15 protein-coding genes and 1 pseudogene are annotated in these 15,747 nt (G+C 72.1%); 6 read left to right on the plus strand and 10 right to left on the minus strand.

What is annotated here, in order from left to right; translation table 11 throughout:
- Positions 1–150: 150 nt before the first annotated feature.
- Together J7E93_RS24790 and J7E93_RS24795 are read right to left on the minus strand one after the other, a co-directional pair.
- Positions 151–1,089: a glutamate ABC transporter substrate-binding protein gene (locus tag J7E93_RS24790; protein WP_308368774.1), complete on the minus strand. Its 939-nt coding sequence runs from the start codon at positions 1,087–1,089 to the stop codon at positions 151–153.
- Between the two features lie 168 nt (positions 1,090–1,257).
- The gene (locus J7E93_RS24795) at positions 1,258–1,578 is read right to left on the minus strand and encodes a hypothetical protein (protein ID WP_251067032.1); all 321 of its coding nucleotides are present in this window, start codon (positions 1,576–1,578) and stop codon (positions 1,258–1,260) included.
- Between the two features lie 208 nt (positions 1,579–1,786).
- Here J7E93_RS24795 and J7E93_RS24800 point away from each other — a divergent pair, with 208 nt between their 5' ends.
- Complete coding sequence (locus tag J7E93_RS24800) at positions 1,787–2,227, plus strand: OsmC family protein (RefSeq protein ID WP_215072149.1); 441 nt, start codon at positions 1,787–1,789, stop codon at positions 2,225–2,227.
- A gap of 105 nt (positions 2,228–2,332) precedes the next feature.
- Here the strand turns inward: J7E93_RS24800 and J7E93_RS24805 are convergent, their stop codons facing one another.
- On the minus strand, positions 2,333–3,025 hold the full coding sequence (locus J7E93_RS24805) for an RraA family protein (RefSeq protein ID WP_215072150.1): 693 nt from the start codon (positions 3,023–3,025) through the stop codon (positions 2,333–2,335).
- A gap of 270 nt (positions 3,026–3,295) precedes the next feature.
- Between J7E93_RS24805 and J7E93_RS24810 the strand changes: the two genes are divergently transcribed.
- The gene (locus tag J7E93_RS24810; RefSeq protein ID WP_374105428.1) at positions 3,296–3,868 is read left to right on the plus strand and encodes a type 1 glutamine amidotransferase domain-containing protein; all 573 of its coding nucleotides are present in this window, start codon (positions 3,296–3,298) and stop codon (positions 3,866–3,868) included.
- 110 nt (positions 3,869–3,978) lie between these two features.
- Here the strand turns inward: J7E93_RS24810 and J7E93_RS24815 are convergent, their stop codons facing one another.
- From J7E93_RS24815 to J7E93_RS24835, 6 genes and pseudogenes are all read right to left on the minus strand, one after another.
- On the minus strand, positions 3,979–5,430 hold the full coding sequence (locus J7E93_RS24815) for a carboxylesterase/lipase family protein (RefSeq protein WP_215072152.1): 1,452 nt from the start codon (positions 5,428–5,430) through the stop codon (positions 3,979–3,981).
- A 198-nt stretch (positions 5,431–5,628) separates the two neighbouring features.
- Positions 5,629–6,411 (minus strand): DUF899 domain-containing protein, encoded by a 783-nt coding sequence (locus J7E93_RS24820; protein ID WP_215072153.1) that lies wholly within the window; start codon positions 6,409–6,411, stop codon positions 5,629–5,631.
- Positions 6,412–6,680: 269 nt separating this feature from the next.
- Positions 6,681–7,031, minus strand: coding sequence for a DUF4440 domain-containing protein (locus J7E93_RS24825; RefSeq protein ID WP_215072167.1), 351 nt, complete (start codon positions 7,029–7,031; stop codon positions 6,681–6,683).
- A 107-nt stretch (positions 7,032–7,138) separates the two neighbouring features.
- Complete coding sequence (locus tag J7E93_RS37380; protein ID WP_251067033.1) at positions 7,139–7,669, minus strand: GNAT family N-acetyltransferase; 531 nt, start codon at positions 7,667–7,669, stop codon at positions 7,139–7,141.
- A 117-nt stretch (positions 7,670–7,786) separates the two neighbouring features.
- Positions 7,787–8,005 (minus strand): annotated as a pseudogene (locus J7E93_RS38425) (Mini-circle protein); the annotation flags it as partial.
- Between the two features lie 13 nt (positions 8,006–8,018).
- A complete protein-coding gene (locus tag J7E93_RS24835) occupies positions 8,019–8,390 on the minus strand; it encodes a cupin domain-containing protein (protein WP_215072155.1) in 372 nt (123 codons plus the stop codon).
- 377 nt (positions 8,391–8,767) lie between these two features.
- Here J7E93_RS24835 and J7E93_RS24840 point away from each other — a divergent pair, with 377 nt between their 5' ends.
- The 4 genes from J7E93_RS24840 (at position 8,768) to J7E93_RS24855 (ending at position 11,844) form a co-directional block, all read left to right on the plus strand.
- The gene (locus tag J7E93_RS24840; protein ID WP_215072156.1) at positions 8,768–9,166 is read left to right on the plus strand and encodes a VOC family protein; all 399 of its coding nucleotides are present in this window, start codon (positions 8,768–8,770) and stop codon (positions 9,164–9,166) included.
- Between the two features lie 253 nt (positions 9,167–9,419).
- Complete coding sequence (locus tag J7E93_RS24845) at positions 9,420–9,803, plus strand: SPW repeat protein (protein WP_251067034.1); 384 nt, start codon at positions 9,420–9,422, stop codon at positions 9,801–9,803.
- A gap of 214 nt (positions 9,804–10,017) precedes the next feature.
- A complete protein-coding gene (locus J7E93_RS24850; protein WP_215072158.1) occupies positions 10,018–10,374 on the plus strand; it encodes a DUF805 domain-containing protein in 357 nt (118 codons plus the stop codon).
- Positions 10,375–10,551: 177 nt separating this feature from the next.
- Positions 10,552–11,844, plus strand: coding sequence for an ATP-binding protein (locus J7E93_RS24855; RefSeq protein WP_215072159.1), 1,293 nt, complete (start codon positions 10,552–10,554; stop codon positions 11,842–11,844).
- Between the two features lie 54 nt (positions 11,845–11,898).
- On the opposite strand, the gene J7E93_RS24860 is transcribed toward J7E93_RS24855, so the two are convergent.
- Positions 11,899–15,495, minus strand: a complete 3,597-nt coding sequence (locus J7E93_RS24860) for a glycoside hydrolase family 32 protein (RefSeq protein ID WP_215072160.1) — start codon at positions 15,493–15,495, stop codon at positions 11,899–11,901.
- Positions 15,496–15,747: the final 252 nt, after the last annotated feature.

Raw genomic sequence — 15,747 nt, forward strand, 5'->3', positions numbered from 1 at the left:
TGTGCCCGACCCCCGCACTGCGGCGAACGCGGGCATCGGGCGACCGTTGTATGCCTGTATGCGCTACGGAGGCGTGAACCACCGGGACAGGCGCAGGCTCCGGCTGGGTCCCCAGTCTCGGCTTCGGTCTACGTCTGCGGCCGGTCCGGATCAGTCGGCGTACTCGGCTCGCGGCGGCCCCTGTGGGCGCGGCCCCAGGGTCGGTGCGAGCCACTTGTCGTACGAGGCCATCCAGGGGCTGCGCGCACCGCCCTTGCGGTAGTCCTCCAAGACCGCGTTGACGCGGCGGACCAGATCGGTGTCGTCCTTGTTCATGGCGACCCCGTACAGGGCCGTGTCCAGGCGCGGGCCGACCAGTCGCAGGGTGGGGTCCTGCGCGGCGAGCCCGGCGGCGAGGGTGGCGTGGGTGAGGATGGCGTCGACCTTCCCCTGCTGGAGCTCGACGAGGCAGTCGAGGTGGCTCGCGGTCTCCACTGCCCTGGCCCCGGTGCCGGACGTACGCAACAGTTCGGCGGCCGAGCTGCCCTTGCCGAGGCAGACCCGTCGGCCGCGCAGCCGCTCGTCGAAGCCGGTGACCGGGGAGCCCTCGGGCACGAGCAGTCGATGCCCGGTCTCGAAGTAGACGCTGGAGAAGGCGACGTCGGCCAACCGGTCGCAGGTGATGCTCATGGTGCGCACGATGACGTCGACCTGCCGGGCCTGGAGACGGGCGATCCGTTGGCCGGGAGGCATGGAGACGAAACGCACCGTGGCCTTGGGGCCGAGGATGTCGCGGGCGATCGCCCGGACGAGGTCGACGTCGAAGCCGACCGGTTGTCGGGTGTACGGGTCCCGTGACCCCCAGAGGTGGCTGTTCAGATCCACACCGGCGACCAGATGGCCCCGCTCGCGGATGCGCCGCACGGCCGGGCCGTCCACCCGTGAGGGGCGCGGACTCGCCCGCCTCGGATCGCAGGACGGCGCACGGGCGGCCGGCGCGGCCACGGGACCGGCGGCCTTGTTCCGGGCCGACTCGCTCGGGGCGGCGGGCCGTTCGGTCGTCACGGCGGTGGCCGGCGCCGCGACGAGGAGCAATGAGACGAGCGCCACCCACAGAGCGGACCGCCCGCCCGCGGGCCGCCACAGCCGTGTCCGCGCCCTGGCTCCAGCAGTCACCAGCCCCACCCCCACCCAGCCGACCCGCCGCTCCCCAGGTTACGCCGGGGCGGCCCAACGCACATGACTTGACGGGGAGTTGTCCGTGAGTTGAGGAAATCTTCACCGTCCCCGCGAGGACAGCGAGGACAGCGAGGACAGGGAGGACAGGGAGGACAGGGAGGACAGGGAGGACAGCGCGGGCACCCGGCACACGCGTGCCCTGCGCAGCACCCGCCCACCGCAGGTGCGCAACTGGGAGCGGGAGAGACGGGCGCGCTGGCCCCCGCTGGTGATCAGCGCGTTCACCGGGGTCATCGGGTCGGCGCCCACCGACTTGGCCATCAGCACGCCCACGACAAGGGGGAACAGCGCCACGGCCAGCGCCGAGCCGGTGGTGGTGACGTGCTGCATACGGCCGTTGCGCCGGGCGTCCGAGGTCATGGTCACCATTCCACCGGTGCGCCCCGGCGTCGGCATCCGGCGACGTACTCAGTCCGCCCGTACCCCCGTACTCATTGCTCGGGTTCACTGGAACACTGACCGGTGGCCGCCGTCCGGCGCGCCCGCTTGGCCGGTCGGTGCCCGTGGGGTTGCGTGGGCGGTCGACCGCACCGTACGCCGCATGTGAAGTGAAGGAGCCCTCGTCGCCATGGCCGACTACCGCATCGAGACCGTCCGCAACGGCTATCGGAACTGGACCGCCCGCAACGACCGCGGCGCGGAGGTGCGGATGGGAGCGGCGGACGACGCCGACGCCCAGCCGTCGTTCACCCCGGTCGAGTTGCTGCTCGCGGCGATGGGTGGCTGCGCGGGCCTGGTGGTGGACCGTACGGCCCGCGCGGTCGACCACGACGATCTGCGGATCGTGGTGGAGTCGGTCTCGGGGCCGGAGGACGACGGCCGGGTGGGGCGGATCAGGGTGAGTTACGAGTTCGAGCTGCCCGCGAGCAATCCGCGGGCGGCCGAGGTCTTCGCGCGCGGAGTGCGGCTGACGCACGAGAAGTTCTGCACCGTGAGCCGGACCGTCGAGCACGGGGCGACGGTGGAGGCGGTGCTCCCGGACGGCACGATCGGCTTCCGGGCGGGCTGAGCCGGCACGGAGCCCCGCCCCCACGGACAGGGCCACCCGGCCGGGCAGCGGGACGGCCGGGCAGCGCGGGCCTGGGCAGCCCAGATTGGGCCGACGGCAGCGCGGCTACTCCTCGATGGCGCCGCCGATCCGGCGCAGATGCCGCCGGAAGGTGTACGACGGGTCCGCCTCCCGGCGGGCGAGATAGTCGTCGAACCCGGTCTGGGCGCGCAGTGTCTCGCCGGCCCTGATCCGACGCGCCTGTTCACGCTCCGTGCGGTGGATGGCGTGCGCCGTCTCCAGGACGGCGTCGACCCGGTCCGCCGCGACGAAGAGCACGCCGTCCTCGTCGCCGAAGACGACGTCCGCGGCGCTGACGAGGTGCTCGCCACAGCGTGCGGTGGTCAGCGCCTCCGGCTCCCGCGCGAAGGCGCGGACGGGGCCGGGCGCGTGCCGTCCGTAGGAGAAGACGGGCAGTCCGATCTCGACGAGATCGGGGGTGTCACGGTGCAGACCCCACACGACCAGGCCCGCGACACCGGCGGCCTCGGCCTCCAGGACGGCGAGATCGCCGACGCAGGCCTCGTCCGTACGGCCGCCGTTGTCGATGACGAGGACGTCACCGGGCTCGGCGCCGGTGAACGCCTCGAGGAACACGTCCACGCTGCCGTAGTGGCGTGCGGGCAGCACGCGCCCGGCGACGCGCTGCCCGGGGACGACGGGTGCGATGCCGGCCGGCGCGGGCCGCAGCGGTTCACCGAGACGCACACAGGCGTCCGCGATCAGGGGCGTGGAGAGCTCGGCGAAGTCCTTCAGCATCGTGGTGCTCCGTCCTCCGGCGTGAAGCCGGGCAGGGGCTGGACAAGAAAGAGGCGGGGCCAAGGAAGAGACTGGGGGCAAAGTGGTTCGGGTGGGCGTCGCGCGATGCTATCGCCGCAGCCGTTCGCCCGGCGGTGTGGGCGGTCACCCCCCGTTTCCCGAGCGATCCCTTCGGCAGGTTCCGATCCCTTCGGAAGGTTCGTTTAGCGGCGCGCGCCCCGGTCAGACGCCTGTAGAGGTACCGACGCCATGGCAAGGGAGGAGGCGGCCGTGTCCCTCGAGGGAAAGAACGTTCTCGTCATCACGACGAACTACGGCACGGAGCAGGAGGAACTGAAGAAGCCGGTGGCCGCGCTGCGCGAGGCAGGAGCCAGGGTGACCGTGGCCGCACGGAAGCCGGAGCAGATCCGGACGCTGGTCTCGGACGAGAAGCCGGGCGAGGCCGTCCGGCCCGACACGACGTACGCCGAGGTCTCCGCCGACCGGTACGACGCGGTGATCGTCCCCGGCGGGACCATCAACGCGGACCATCTCCGCATCGACACGACGGCCCAGCGGCTTGTGAGCGATTTCGCGGAGGCCGGCAAGACGGTGGCGGCGATCTGCCACGGTCCGTGGCTGCTCGTCGACAGCGGGCTCGTCCGTGACCGGGAACTGACCTCGTACCCCACGCTCCGTACGGATGTGACGAACGCGGGCGGGAACTGGGTGGACCGGAATGTCGTGATCGACGAATCCGGTGGATACCGGCTCATCACCTCACGCAAGCCTGCCGATCTGCAGCCCTTCTCGGAGGCGATCATCGAGGCGCTGAGTGCGCGCGACGCGGCGGCGGCCGCCTGAGGCGGCGCACGGGCCGGTCGATGAAGTGGAGGCCCTCGCGTCGGCGCTCGGACGCCGGCGCGGGGGCCTCGGAACTGTCGGCGCGGGGGCCTCGAAACTGTCGGGGGCGGTCAGTCCAGCCAGAGCTCACGGACCTGCCGCAGCGGGTCCCGCTCCACCCGCGGCACGGTGTCCCAGATCATCGTGGCGCGGTCGCCGGCCGTGTAGGGCGGCCAGGGATCGCCCGGGTCCTGGTCCCGCACGAAGGCGACCCAGGCCCGGTGCATCGCGTCGGCCAGGGCCCGGGGCGGCGCGTCGCCGGCCGCCGCCGCGACACCCTCCGCGTCCAGGAGGTCGAAGGCGTACGGCAGGTCCAGGCAGTGGAAGGCCATCCCGGCGACGGGCGACTCCCAGGCGAACTGGTAGAGCCAGGTGGGCCGTTCACGGGCGGCTCGGGCGTCGGCGACGGCCAGGGACGGCGCCCGGAACGTGGCGTCGGTGAGTGCCTGTCCGAACAGCCGGTCCCGGTCCCCGGCCGCGTACGCGGCGGTGAAGGCGTCGATCCGGGCCGCGTCGAGACCCAGGGCGCCGATCAGGACCGGAACGGGCGGCCCCACCGGTTCCGGCGCCGGGGCGGGCACCCCGTTGAACTCGTGCGCGGTGAAGCCCAGCATCAGCGGGACGTCGGCGCCCGCCTCGCCGTCCGTCAGCGCGGCCAGGACGGGCTCGGGGATGAGCCTGCCGTCGGCGAAGGGGGCCAGGGAGAGCAGTGGAGGCAGTCCTGCGCGGTCGGGCCCGGGCGCGCCCATCCTCTCCTGGAGATCGAGCAGTTCGTCGTCACCGAGGTCCCGCAGCGCCGCGGCGGTGGCGGGTACGCCGGTACGCGCGGTGAACAGGCGGGCGGCGGCGCGGGCGACCTCGGGGCCGTCGGGGCGCATCACGGCGCCGGACACGGAGAGCGCGCCGCGGAAGAGGCCGCGGGCGGCAGGAACGGCGAGCAGCGTCTGGACGGCGCCGCCGCCCGCCGACTGCCCGGCGACGGTGACCTTCGCCGGGTCACCGCCGAAACGGGCGATGTTGTCGCGGACCCATTCGAGGGCGGCGATCCAGTCGAGGACGCCCCTGTTGTCCGGGGCGTCCTGGAGGTGCAGAAAGCCCTCGATGCCGAGCCGGTAGCCGAGGGAGACCAGGACGACGCCGTCCCGGTTGAAGGAGGCCCCGTCGTACCAGGGGCTGGCCGCCGAACCGGCGACGTATCCACCGCCGTGGATCCATACGAGGACGGGCAGGCCGGCCTCGGGGGCGGTGTCGGGCGTGAAGACGTTGAGGTTGAGCACTCCGGCGCCCGGGACGGAGGGCTCGGGGATGGTCGTGACCTCGGCGAAGGGGCGGCGCTGGGCGGTCGGGCCGTACGCGGTGGCGTCGAGCGGCTCGGACCAGGGCTCCGGTGGCACGGGCGCGGCGAATCGGAGGTCACCCACGGGCGGCCGGGCGTACGGGATGCCGAGAAAACGGATGCTGCCGTCGTTCCGCCGCTCGCCGCGGACCGGACCGCGGGTGGTGGTGACCATGGGCGTGTTCATGGGGCCTGCTCCTGACGCTTCGGGTGATGCTCCCGGCCGAACGGCTTCGTGGAGGGCGACGACGCCGTTGACGGACGGCCACAGCGTCCGGCCCGCGACGAAAGGGCGTCAATGCCTCGGCGACGAGAAGTGACACGTGTCACTAACGTCTGGGTCCGGGCCTCACACCCTTGGCCGGCGCGGTTCGCCGCAGGCGCGTCAGTGATGGTGGGCGTGCCGACCGAGGGTGTCCACGGGGGTCGCGCCGGGACGCGTCCACTGCGGCACAGGCCGGCTGGTCGCGCCCCAGGTGGCGTTCCGGTCCGCGTCCGAGCGCCAGAACCAGCACGGGCTGCGCCCTTCGGGCCAGCCCTCGGGGTTGTCCTCCCACGCCTCACCGCGACCGTAGGGCGTCATGTCGAGCAGGCCGAGGGAGCCGTTGACACGCTCGTTGCCACGGCCCGTCGTGGAGTAGGTGAGGAACACGCGGTCGCCGTCGCGCAGGAAGCAGGTGAGGTAGCCCATGCTGCCGCCGACCGGCGCGTCCACGTCGCGTACCGAGTACCAGGGCTGGGTGTAGCCCATGAACTCGACGTAGGAGGCCACCTCGTCCGGGCGGCCCGTGGTCACGATGGCGAACGAGACGCCGCGGGCGTTGAGGTAGACGGCGTCCTTCAGGTGCCAGGCCGTGGTGGTGCAGCCCTCGCACTGCCCCTGGTGCGGCGCCCCGTCGTACCACATGTGCTTGTAGACCACGAGCTCGTCGCGGCCCTGGAACAGGTCCAGGAACGGGACGGGGCCGTCGGGTCCGACGACCTCGACCGTCCCGTCGAACTCCACCATCGGCAGTCGGCGGCGGGCCGCGGCGATGGCGTCGCCCTCGTGGGTGTGGGCCTTCTCGCGGACCAGCAGCTCGTCACGGGCGGTCTGCCACGTGGCCAGGTCGACGATGGGCGGGCGGCCGGGCAGGGCGGTGGTCGGGTCGTCCGGCGTGGTCGTCATGGCGTCCTCCGCGGTGTCTCGTGCCGGGCAGCGTCGTACAGCGGCGTACGACGTTCTACGACGGTCACCCCTACAGACTCGCGACACGACCGGAACTCATCGCAGCGGGCCCGGCCTCGGCCGAGCCGCAGGGACGACGTCGGGCTGCCACGTCACCGACGCGCTCTCGGCACCTGCACCGCCGACCGCGTGACCGACGCCGACCGCGTGACCGACGCCGACCGCGTGACCGAGGCCGACCGCGTGAGCGACGCCCACGGCTGATCGGCCTACGGCTGGTCGACGTACGACTGGTCGGCCTCCGCCGGCACGGGTGTCGCCTGGTGGTAGTACATGCGCCAGCCGGAGCCCTCGGGGTCCCAGCGCCACAGCGAGCTGCGACGGGCGCGCAGACCGTCGATGACTGTCTCGTACGTCAGGTGGACCAGGCCCGGGGCCAGGACGGTGCCGGACATGGCCGAGGGTTCGTAGCGCTGGCCGTCCGCCCCGCCCGGCATCTCGGGAAGCGCGGCGATCATCTCCTCGTACGTCCAGCGGCGACCCGACGAGCCGACCTCGACGAAGTCGGGGTCGAGGAGCTGCCGGGCCAGCGCACGGGAGGAGCGGACCGTGGGGTCCATCAGCCGCAGCTCTCCCGCGACGGCCGCGGCGATCTCGTCCGCCGCGCCGCCGTCCGCCGCGCCGCCGTCCAGCGCACCGCCGTCCAGCGCACCGCCGTCCGCCGTGCTCACAGCGTGATCCAGTAGCGCCGCTTGAGGCCGATCTCCGTCTCACGGACGTCTTCCAGGACACCGCCGTTGCGCTCGATGGTGCGCGCGGAGGCGATGTTGTCGTCGTCGCACGTCACCAGGAGCCGGTCGAGGCCGAGGGCGCGGGCCTCCGGGAGCACGGCGCCGAGCGCCCAGGTGGCGAGGCCGCGGCGGCGCGCAGAGGGCCGGATGCTGTAGCCGATGTGTCCGCCGGCGCGCAGGAGGAAGTCGTTGAGCTCGTGGCGCAGGTCGATGGCACCGACGTACTGACCGTCCTCGACGATCCACCAGTGGGTCGCGTGGACCCACCCCTCCGCGAGCGGCCTGGTGCGGTCGGACTGTTCCCGCAGCCGTCCCACCCAGGCGGCGAAGACCTCGGGGCTGGCGAAGGCCTCCGCCTCCGCCAGGCGCATCCCGGCGCCGTCCTGGTGGGCTCCGGGATGCCACTCGGCGTGGGCTTCGAGCCAGGAGGAATGCAGGCGCGCCGTGGGGGCGATCAGTTCGGGCATGCGGGCGACGATAACAGGGCAACGGCCCTGGTGAGCAGGCGATTTCCGGGTCCGTACGGCCGATGGCGGCTGGGTGCGGCCGCCCCCGCCGTTCACCGGTGAGGCCATGCGCTCGCGCGGCTGATCGGGGTGGCCGCCGTGACGCGCGTACTCCTCGGTCATGCGGGCGGGGACGCAGCGCAGGGAGCACGCCTCCTCGCCGAGGTGTCGCCGAGGTGTCCGCGGCGTCGAAGGAGTCCGCCGCGTCGACCACGGAGCGGGGGCGCGCTCCTCGCGCCAGATCGCGAAGGCCTCGTCCACGCCTGCCCGGTCGAGGGACGGATCCCCTGCCGGCACCCGCTCGCCGGCGTCAGCCGCCCTCGCGCACGGCGTAGTCGCCGAAGCCGACCCAGTCCAGAGCCACGCACGGCTCGTCGCCGACGACCCAGGCGTCGTGGCCCGGCTTCACGGTGAAGAAGTCGCCGGGGCCCGCCTCGGCCGATTCGCCGTCGTCCATGACGATCTTCATCCGGCCGCTGACGACGTACCCGACGTGGTCCGCCTGGCAGCTCTCCGTGCCGGCGATCGGCTTGACGTGCTTGCTCCACTGCCAGCCCGGCTCGAACACGGCCCGGCCCACCGGACCGCGGTCTGTGGTGAGCAGGTCCAGCCTGCCCTTGCCGCCCTCGAAGGGGCGGGTCTCATCTGCGGAGTCGAAGCTCCTGCGTACGATTCCGGTCATGTGTGTCCGCCTCCCGGCGGTGGACGTGCGGGTCCCCGAGTCCACTTCCAGGCTACGCCGAACGGCCCTCTCCCGACGCCCCGTTGCCCGGGGCGCCGATATCCGTTGGCGGTACCGGTGGTCACGGGTTAGCGTGCTCGTATGACTGCCGGGTCGGCCATGGGCCGTGATCGAGTAAGGCGCCCGGCCTTGGCGTGACCGCCGCCGGGCGGGCGCGAGGCCCGCCACGGTCGTCTTCCGCGCGTGATGATTCCGCGCACACGAGGTAGTCGCACACCACCGACGGTGAACCCGTCCCGTCGGAGCTTCCTCCCGGACGTGATCCGGGAAGCGATCCCCCGGAAGACCACCGCGCACGCCCTGCGAAAGGACCCCCTGTGGCCGTCGAGCTCAACCACACCGCCGTCCATGCCCGCGACAAGCATCTCTCCGCCGAGTTCCTGGCCACGATCCTGGGCCTGGAGGTCGGCGCCCCCTTCGGCCCCTTCATCCCGGTGGACACCGGCAACCGGGTCACCCTCGACTTCTACGAGGACCCCGGCCTCACGTTCGTCCCGCAGCACTACGCGTTCCTCGTGCCCGAGGAGGAGTTCGACACCATGATCGCGCGGCTGGAGGTCCTGGGGGTCACGTACTACTCGGATCCGCACCACACCGATCCGGGCCGCACCAACCGTCTGTTCGGGGGCCGGGGTGCTTACTTCGCCGACCCCGACGGTCACAACATGGAGATCATCACCCACCCTTACGCGAGGGCCCTGCCGCACGGCGGGTGAGCGTGGCCTTTCGATGAACATTCATGGAACGGTCACTCTCTTTGGTGGATCTCGGCATATCCCTCACCGGTTTTCTGTAGGGATCTCATATCGGGCACATCTACACATAAAGCCCAGATAAGCGCACAATGAAACCGCGGCACGATGCCGCAAAGCGCGATCAGACGTGCATGACGCCAGTAAGGAGGCGAGTCGTATGTCTGACGTCTCTCACCGTCCTGGAGATATCAGGGGACACCCCGACGCTCCGGAAATGCGGGACCGCTACTCCCGGATGCTCCAGACCCGAGGTGTCGCGGCGGTCGAGGAACTGGTGATCCTCGCCGGTATCTACGCCGCGGTCTCCGGATGGGTGGTTCACTTCTCGGCCGCCAGACCAGAACTCGCTCTCAGCAACCTGGTCGTCGGCATCACCCTCGCGGTCATGGGCCTGTGTATGTCGATGGCACCCGAGCGCTCCCACGACCTGAACTTCGTGGTCCTGCTGCTCGGCGCGTGGCTGATCATCTCTCCATGGGTGGTCGCCACCTCGGACGCCGGTACCGGCGCGATCCTGAGCAACGTCATCACCGGCGCCTGCGTGTGCCTCTTCGCACTCACGGCGGGCGGCCTGCTGATGAGCAAGAGAAAGACGTGAGGAAGTACTGACCTCTCCCGGACGGCGTCGTCACCTCTGCATCAGGTGGCGACGCCGTCCCCTGTATTCCCAGGCAAAACCAGACACATCCGCCGCCAACGCCCCCCTTCAGGTAACGAATTGACCCACGTGGTTTCGGCCACATAAGTTCTGCGTAAGGCTTGCTCCACGGGGACAGGCTCCCATCACACATCCCAGTCCTTGGGGGGACAAAGTGAACTGGTACCTCGACGTTCTCAAGAAGTACGCGGTATTCAGCGGCCGTGCGCGCCGCAAGGAATACTGGATGTACACCCTGTTCAACACCATCGCGGTCGTTGTTCTCGCGGTCATCGACTTCGCCCTCAGCACGTACCCGCTGCTCGTCGGCATCTACGTCCTGGCCGTGCTCGTGCCGAGCCTGGCCGTCGCCGTGCGCCGCCTCCACGACACGGGCCGCTCGGGCTGGTGGTACCTCATCAGCTTCGTGCCGCTCGTCGGCGGGATCATCCTGCTCGTCTTCACCGTTCTCGAGGGCGAGTCCCACGACAACGCCTACGGCTCGAACCCGAAGGCCGTCAGCGCGTACTGAGCATGACTCCCGAAGCCCCCGGAAGATTCCTTCCGGGGGTTTCGCGCATTCCCGGACCCTCCCGGACCAGTGACGGTTCGTAGCATTCGCGGCACCCGCTTGTGCACGGTGGCGCACGACCGGCGTCGGCCGCCGCCCCTAGCCTCACCGCATCAGTACGAACGAGGGGCGGTACCGGTGAACTGGCTCATCCATGACTACCGCGAGAGCGATCTCGCCGCGGTCGTCCACCTGATCGACACCACGGCCGAGCTCGGGCAGGAGTCCGTCTTCTCCCTCGCCGAGTGCATCGGCGCCCTGACCTCCCGCCAGCCCGCCGTCGTCGCCGTCCACCAGGGCGTGCCCATCGGGACGGCGCTCGCCTGCGTGGCCGGGGAACGGGCCTGGGTGATGCGCATCGCCATCGCCTCGGCATGGCGCGGCCGGGGGCTGGCCAGCGCCCTCCTGGTCGAGCTGGAGCGACGGCTCGTCGCGGCGCGGGTGGGGCGGATCGCGTACGTCCTGCCCGAGGAGGACCTGCTCGGCGAGGGGCTGCTGAACGCGGGATACACCCGCCAGCCCGCCGTCGCCTACTTCGAGAAGGTCGAGCCGCTGCACGGACCGGCCGCCAACCTGCTGGACGATCTCGGTGGCCGGCTGCTGCCGGGCGACCTGTGGGCCAAGGTCGCCGGGATGGAGCGGGAGAAGGACCTCATCGAGCGGCGGGTCGTCCTGCCGCTCGCCGAGCCGGAGCGCGCGGCACGCCACGGAGTACGGCCGCCGCGCGCCGTGGGCCTGTTCGGACCTCCGGGGACCGGCAAGACGACGTTCGCCCGCGGGATCGCCTCGCGGCTCGGCTGGCCGTTCGTGGAGATCCTGCCCTCCCGGCTGGCGGACGAGGGCAACCTGGCGGCGGCGCTGCGCTCCGCCTTCGCCCGGATCGCGGAACTGGAGCGGGTCCTCGTCTTCATCGACGAGGTCGAGGAGATCGCCCCGGTCCGGTCGGAGCCCGCGCAGCCCGGCGGCATGCACGGGGTCACCAACGAACTCCTGAAGCTGATCCCGGGCTTCCGGGAGCGGGACGAACGGCTCCTGGTCTGCGCGACGAACTCGATCCGCTCCCTCGACCCGGCCTTCCTCCGCCCCGGCCGCTTCGACTACCTCATCCCGATCGGTACGCCGGACAAGGCGGCGCGGGCGGCGATCTGGGCGCGCTACACGGACGGGCGGCCCGATGTGGACATCGATGAACTCGTCGTGGCGAGCGAGTTGTTCACCCCTGCCGACATCGAGCACGCGGCCCGGATCGCGGCCCAGAGCTCCTTCGAGCGGGATCTGGTCTCCGTCGGCGGCCGGGGCGGGTCGGACGAGCGGCTCCCCGGGGCCACGACGGCGGACTATCTTGCGGCGATCGCCCAGTGCCGTCCGACGGTGACCCCGGAGATGATCACGCAGTTCGAGTCGGACATCACGACGCACGCCCGGTTCTGACGGGCTGCCGGTGGCGTGCCGCCGAGGACCACGTGGACGCCGGGGTGTGGCGGCTCAGAGCTCCTTGGCGTAGGTGTCCTGGAAGCCGGCGCGGCCACCGAAGACGTTCAGTCCGACGTGGCCCTGTGCGTAGGTCGCGGCGGTGTCGGTGTGGTCGATGACGCGGTCCCCGGCGAGGAAGACCTGGATGCGGGTGCCCTGGTGGACGATCCGCAGCGGACAGCTCACGCCGTGCCGGACCAGGAGGGGGACGCGGGCGAGCGCGGCGGCGTCGTCGAAGGAGCCGCCCCGGCGGACCACCAGCCGGATCACCCGCAGGTCCGGGTCGATGTTGAGGCAGTAGCCGTCGGCACCGTCCGCGCTCGCCCGCCACAGCAGGGAGGCGGCTCCGCGGGTTCCGTCGGGGCCGCCGAGCCGCAGCAGCGTGGTGAGTTCGAGGTCGGCGAAGCGGCGTGCCGAGATCGCGTCGGAATCGCGGTCGAAGCTGCCGGTGCGGCCGGCTCCGGTGTTCTCCCAGTGCCCGGCCGGAAGGACGCCGAGCGTCCCGAGGTCGCCGCGGAACTCGCCGGTGGGTGGGGGCGTGAGGGCGGCCGGTGCCGGGTCGACGAGCCGGCAGGTGCTGGAGAGGCGGTGGACGGAGAGCCGGGCGAGGTGGACCGTTCCGCCTTCGGCGGTGAAGGAGAGACCGTCGGCGTCCGGGTCGGGCAGGACGACGCTGCTGATGACGGCGGAGCCGTTCCCTCCGAAGACCTCCACGGAGGAGGAGTCGACCAGGATCCGCAGCCGGACTCCGCGCTGTCCGTCCGGGGCCGGCTCGGCGGCCAGCGGTGCCTCGGTGCGACCGGCGAAGTACCGGGTGAAGTCGGTGCGGCCGGAGGCGGAGCGGTCGACGAAGAGCCGTTCGCGCACGGTGTCGTAGCCGACGAGCGTGTGCTGTCCGTCCTTCTCCCGGACGCGGAAGGCGCAGACGGTCGCCGCCCCCTGGGCGGGAAGCAGGAGATGCGCCTCGATCTCGTACGCGGTGCCGGTGACGCCGTCGAGGGGATCGGGCGAGCCGGGGCCGACGGTGAGGCCGTCGCGGCGGGTGGTGCCCGTCCGCAGGGCGGTCAGTTCGGCGATCGGGCGCTGGCTGAGTACGGGTCCGTCCGGGCCCGCCGTGAGGCTGAGCTCGCGCGGGATGCTGTGCTGGCCCTTCCAGGGGTGGGTGGGGGCGCTGAACGGATAGTCCCAGTTGGTCATCCAGCCGAGCCAGACGCGTCGTCCGTCGGGCAGGGAGTCGAAGGTGACGGCCGCGTAGAAGTCCCGCCCGTGGTCGCTGCGCCGTAGGGGTCCGGGTGCCTGATGGGCGGTGAAGGAGGTGCCGTTCCAGTCGCCGGTGACGTACTGGGCGGTGGATCCGTCGGTGGAGCGGACGACGCCCGTGCTGAGGGTGAGGACCCGGACCGTACGGGTGGGGTCGCCGTCCACCGTCAGCTGGAAGAGGTCGGGGCACTCCCAGACCCCTCCGGTCACCCAACTCCCGTAGCCGAAGGAGCTGGTGTGGGTCCAGTGGAGGAGGTCGCGGGAGGTGAAGAAGCGGATGTGGTCACCACCGGAGACGACCATGACCCACTGGTCGTGGGCGGCGTCGCGGGTCACCTTGGGGTCGCGGAAGTCCCAACCGCCTTCGGGCCCGCCAGGGTTGCCGATCATCGGAGCGTCGCCGTACCACTGCCAGGAGCGGCCCCGGTCGGTGCTGTAGGCGGCGCGGACGCACTGGTTGCCACCGGTCTTGTCGGGATGGTAGCTCGTGTAGTAGGCGAGGAGACCGGGCCCGCCCCCGAAGAGTCCGGTGGTGTCGTCGGTGTCGACGACGGCACAGCCCGACCAGCAGTGGCCGTACTCGTTCCAGGGCAGGGCGATGGGCAGGGCCCGCCAGTGCAGCAGATCGGTGGAGACGGCGTGGGCCCAGCGGCCCTCGTCCTGGTGGAAGAGGTGGTACTCACCGTCGAGGTGGACCAGGCCATTGGGATCGCTGGCGAGGCCGGTTTGCTGGGTGTAGTGGAGGGCGGGGCGGTACGGCTCGGTGAAGTGGTCCCGGACGTCCGTCGCCCGGACATGATCGAAGTACGCGGTGCCCTCGGCGACGAGGAGCCCGACGGAGGCCCCGGTCGGACGGCCGGTCGCGCCGAGCGCCCGCACGCCGTCGACGTACACCTCGAACTCGCCTCGGACGACGTGCACTTCGACTCGGTAGGGGGTTCCGGTGCGCAGCGGGCGTACGGGTGGGGGCGCGGTGGCGAGGGTGGTGCGGGTGGCACGGTCGAGCAGCGTGACCGTGTTCGTGGTGGCGTCGAGGAGTACCTCGTGCCCGCGCAGGACGAGTCCGGCGCGAGCGGCTCCGGCGAGCTGGACGTCGGCGTAGAGGACGAGGTCGTCGGCGGCGAACGGCGCGGTGCGCAGGCCGCCGTCGCCGCGCAGCCCGCGCAGGTCCGGGGCCCACGTGCCGGACTCCGTGCTCCAGCCCTGGAGCGTGGTGTCGAGGTCGGCCGCGGTGATGTTCTCGTAGGAGACGCGGCCGTTGTAGGCGAGGACGCCGGGGCGGCCGGAGAGGTGCGGGGCGGCGGTGGTGTCCTCGGCGGTGATCACGGGTGCGTAGCCGTCGGGGCGGATGAACTCGCTCTGCCGGAAGACGCGCAGACGGCGGCCCTCCGCCTCGATCCGGAGGCGGTGGACGGTGCCGGGGGTGAAGGCGGTGGCGTACGTCCCGAGGGTGATGTTGCCGTCGACGCGATAGAGGCGCAGTCGGCCCTGGTGCGGGTCGGCCTCGACGGCGTACCCCCGGGTCCCGGCGGCGTCGGCGCGGACGAGGAGGGCGGCGACGGCATAGGGGTCGTGGACCAGGAGGTCGGCCTGGAGGGACGTGTCGTACGCCTCGGTGGCGGCGACGGCCCTGATGTTGGTGCCGTCGGGTGCGTGGGCGTGCAGTCCGACGGGGCTCGGGGTCCAGCTCCCGCCTCCGGTGTGGGTCCAGCCGCTGAGGTTGGTGGTGACCTCCCAGCTCTGGGGCGGGCCGAACACGACGGTGCCGTCGGCGGCCACGAGCCCGACGTGGCCGGCGTCGTGCCGGCGGTCCTCCGCGGAGAGGACCTGCCGGTCGTCGATGTGGACGGTGATGGCCGGACCGTCGAGGACGACGGTGAGGAGGTCGCCGGTGCCGGCGGGTGCGGTCGCGAGCGTGTCGCCGCTGCCCAGCTCGACGAGCAGGACCTTCCGGTCGTCCGGCTGGAGGTAGGCGGCGTACCCCGTCGAACCGTCGGCCGCCGCCCGGAAGACGAGGCCGCCGCGGGCCCCTGGGGTGGCGGCATCGGCCACGATCCGCGCCGAGTAGCCTGCCCGGGCCCCGACGCGATGCTCGGACATGGCCATGGCCGTGGCCGGGCCGTCCGCCCCGGCCACGGCCCGCCGGCCACCGTCGGCGGTCCGCTCCCAACCACCGCTGAGCGCAAGGGGGTCGGGGATCGGCGAGCCTACGGCCGCAGGGAGCGCGGCCGCCCGACGGCGAGCACCGGGCGCCGCCTGGGCGGCTGCACCGAGGGCCGTGGACGCCAGGGCGAGACCGCTGCTCAGCAGCAGCGAGCGGCGGGAGAGGGAGGGAAGACGAAGACTCATGGGGACCTCCTGGGCGTCACCGTCGACGCCGATACGGGTCGGGAAAGGGGTGGTGCGGGCGGGAGCCGTCGGCGCCCCGGAGCCGCGCACGGCGGAGCCGGGGAACCTGCCAGGGGCTTGGGGGCCTGCGGCCCTGCGGACCGGGAAGCCCGGCGGGGGGGCGGGGGCCCCGGGGGACGGGGCCCCCGGGGCTGCCCTGTATACGGACTGTGAGGCGCGGCGGCTGGGCGGGGCCGGTGGCGGGTGGCGGCC

It is taken from the genome of Streptomyces sp. ISL-36, from assembly GCF_018614205.1.
Lineage (GTDB): Bacteria > Actinomycetota > Actinomycetes > Streptomycetales > Streptomycetaceae > Streptomyces.

Bases quoted from the DNA above. Each gene is read 5' to 3' on its own strand.
- J7E93_RS24820 (WP_215072153.1), bottom strand. From the start codon at position 6,411: ATGACGACCACGCCGGACGACCCGACCACCGCCCTGCCCGGCCGCCCG.
- J7E93_RS37380 (WP_251067033.1), bottom strand. From the start codon at position 7,669: ATGCCCGAACTGATCGCCCCCACGGCGCGCCTGCATTCCTCCTGGCTC.
- J7E93_RS24815 (WP_215072152.1), bottom strand. From the start codon at position 5,430: ATGAACACGCCCATGGTCACCACCACCCGCGGTCCGGTCCGCGGCGAG.
- J7E93_RS24805 (WP_215072150.1), bottom strand. From the start codon at position 3,025: ATGCTGAAGGACTTCGCCGAGCTCTCCACGCCCCTGATCGCGGACGCC.
- J7E93_RS24860 (WP_215072160.1), bottom strand. From the start codon at position 15,495: ATGAGTCTTCGTCTTCCCTCCCTCTCCCGCCGCTCGCTGCTGCTGAGC.
- J7E93_RS24845 (WP_251067034.1), top strand. From the start codon at position 9,420: ATGCGGGACCGCTACTCCCGGATGCTCCAGACCCGAGGTGTCGCGGCG.
- J7E93_RS24825 (WP_215072167.1), bottom strand. From the start codon at position 7,031: ATGGACCCCACGGTCCGCTCCTCCCGTGCGCTGGCCCGGCAGCTCCTC.
- J7E93_RS24800 (WP_215072149.1), top strand. From the start codon at position 1,787: ATGGCCGACTACCGCATCGAGACCGTCCGCAACGGCTATCGGAACTGG.
- J7E93_RS24795 (WP_251067032.1), bottom strand. From the start codon at position 1,578: ATGACCTCGGACGCCCGGCGCAACGGCCGTATGCAGCACGTCACCACC.
- J7E93_RS24835 (WP_215072155.1), bottom strand. From the start codon at position 8,390: ATGACCGGAATCGTACGCAGGAGCTTCGACTCCGCAGATGAGACCCGC.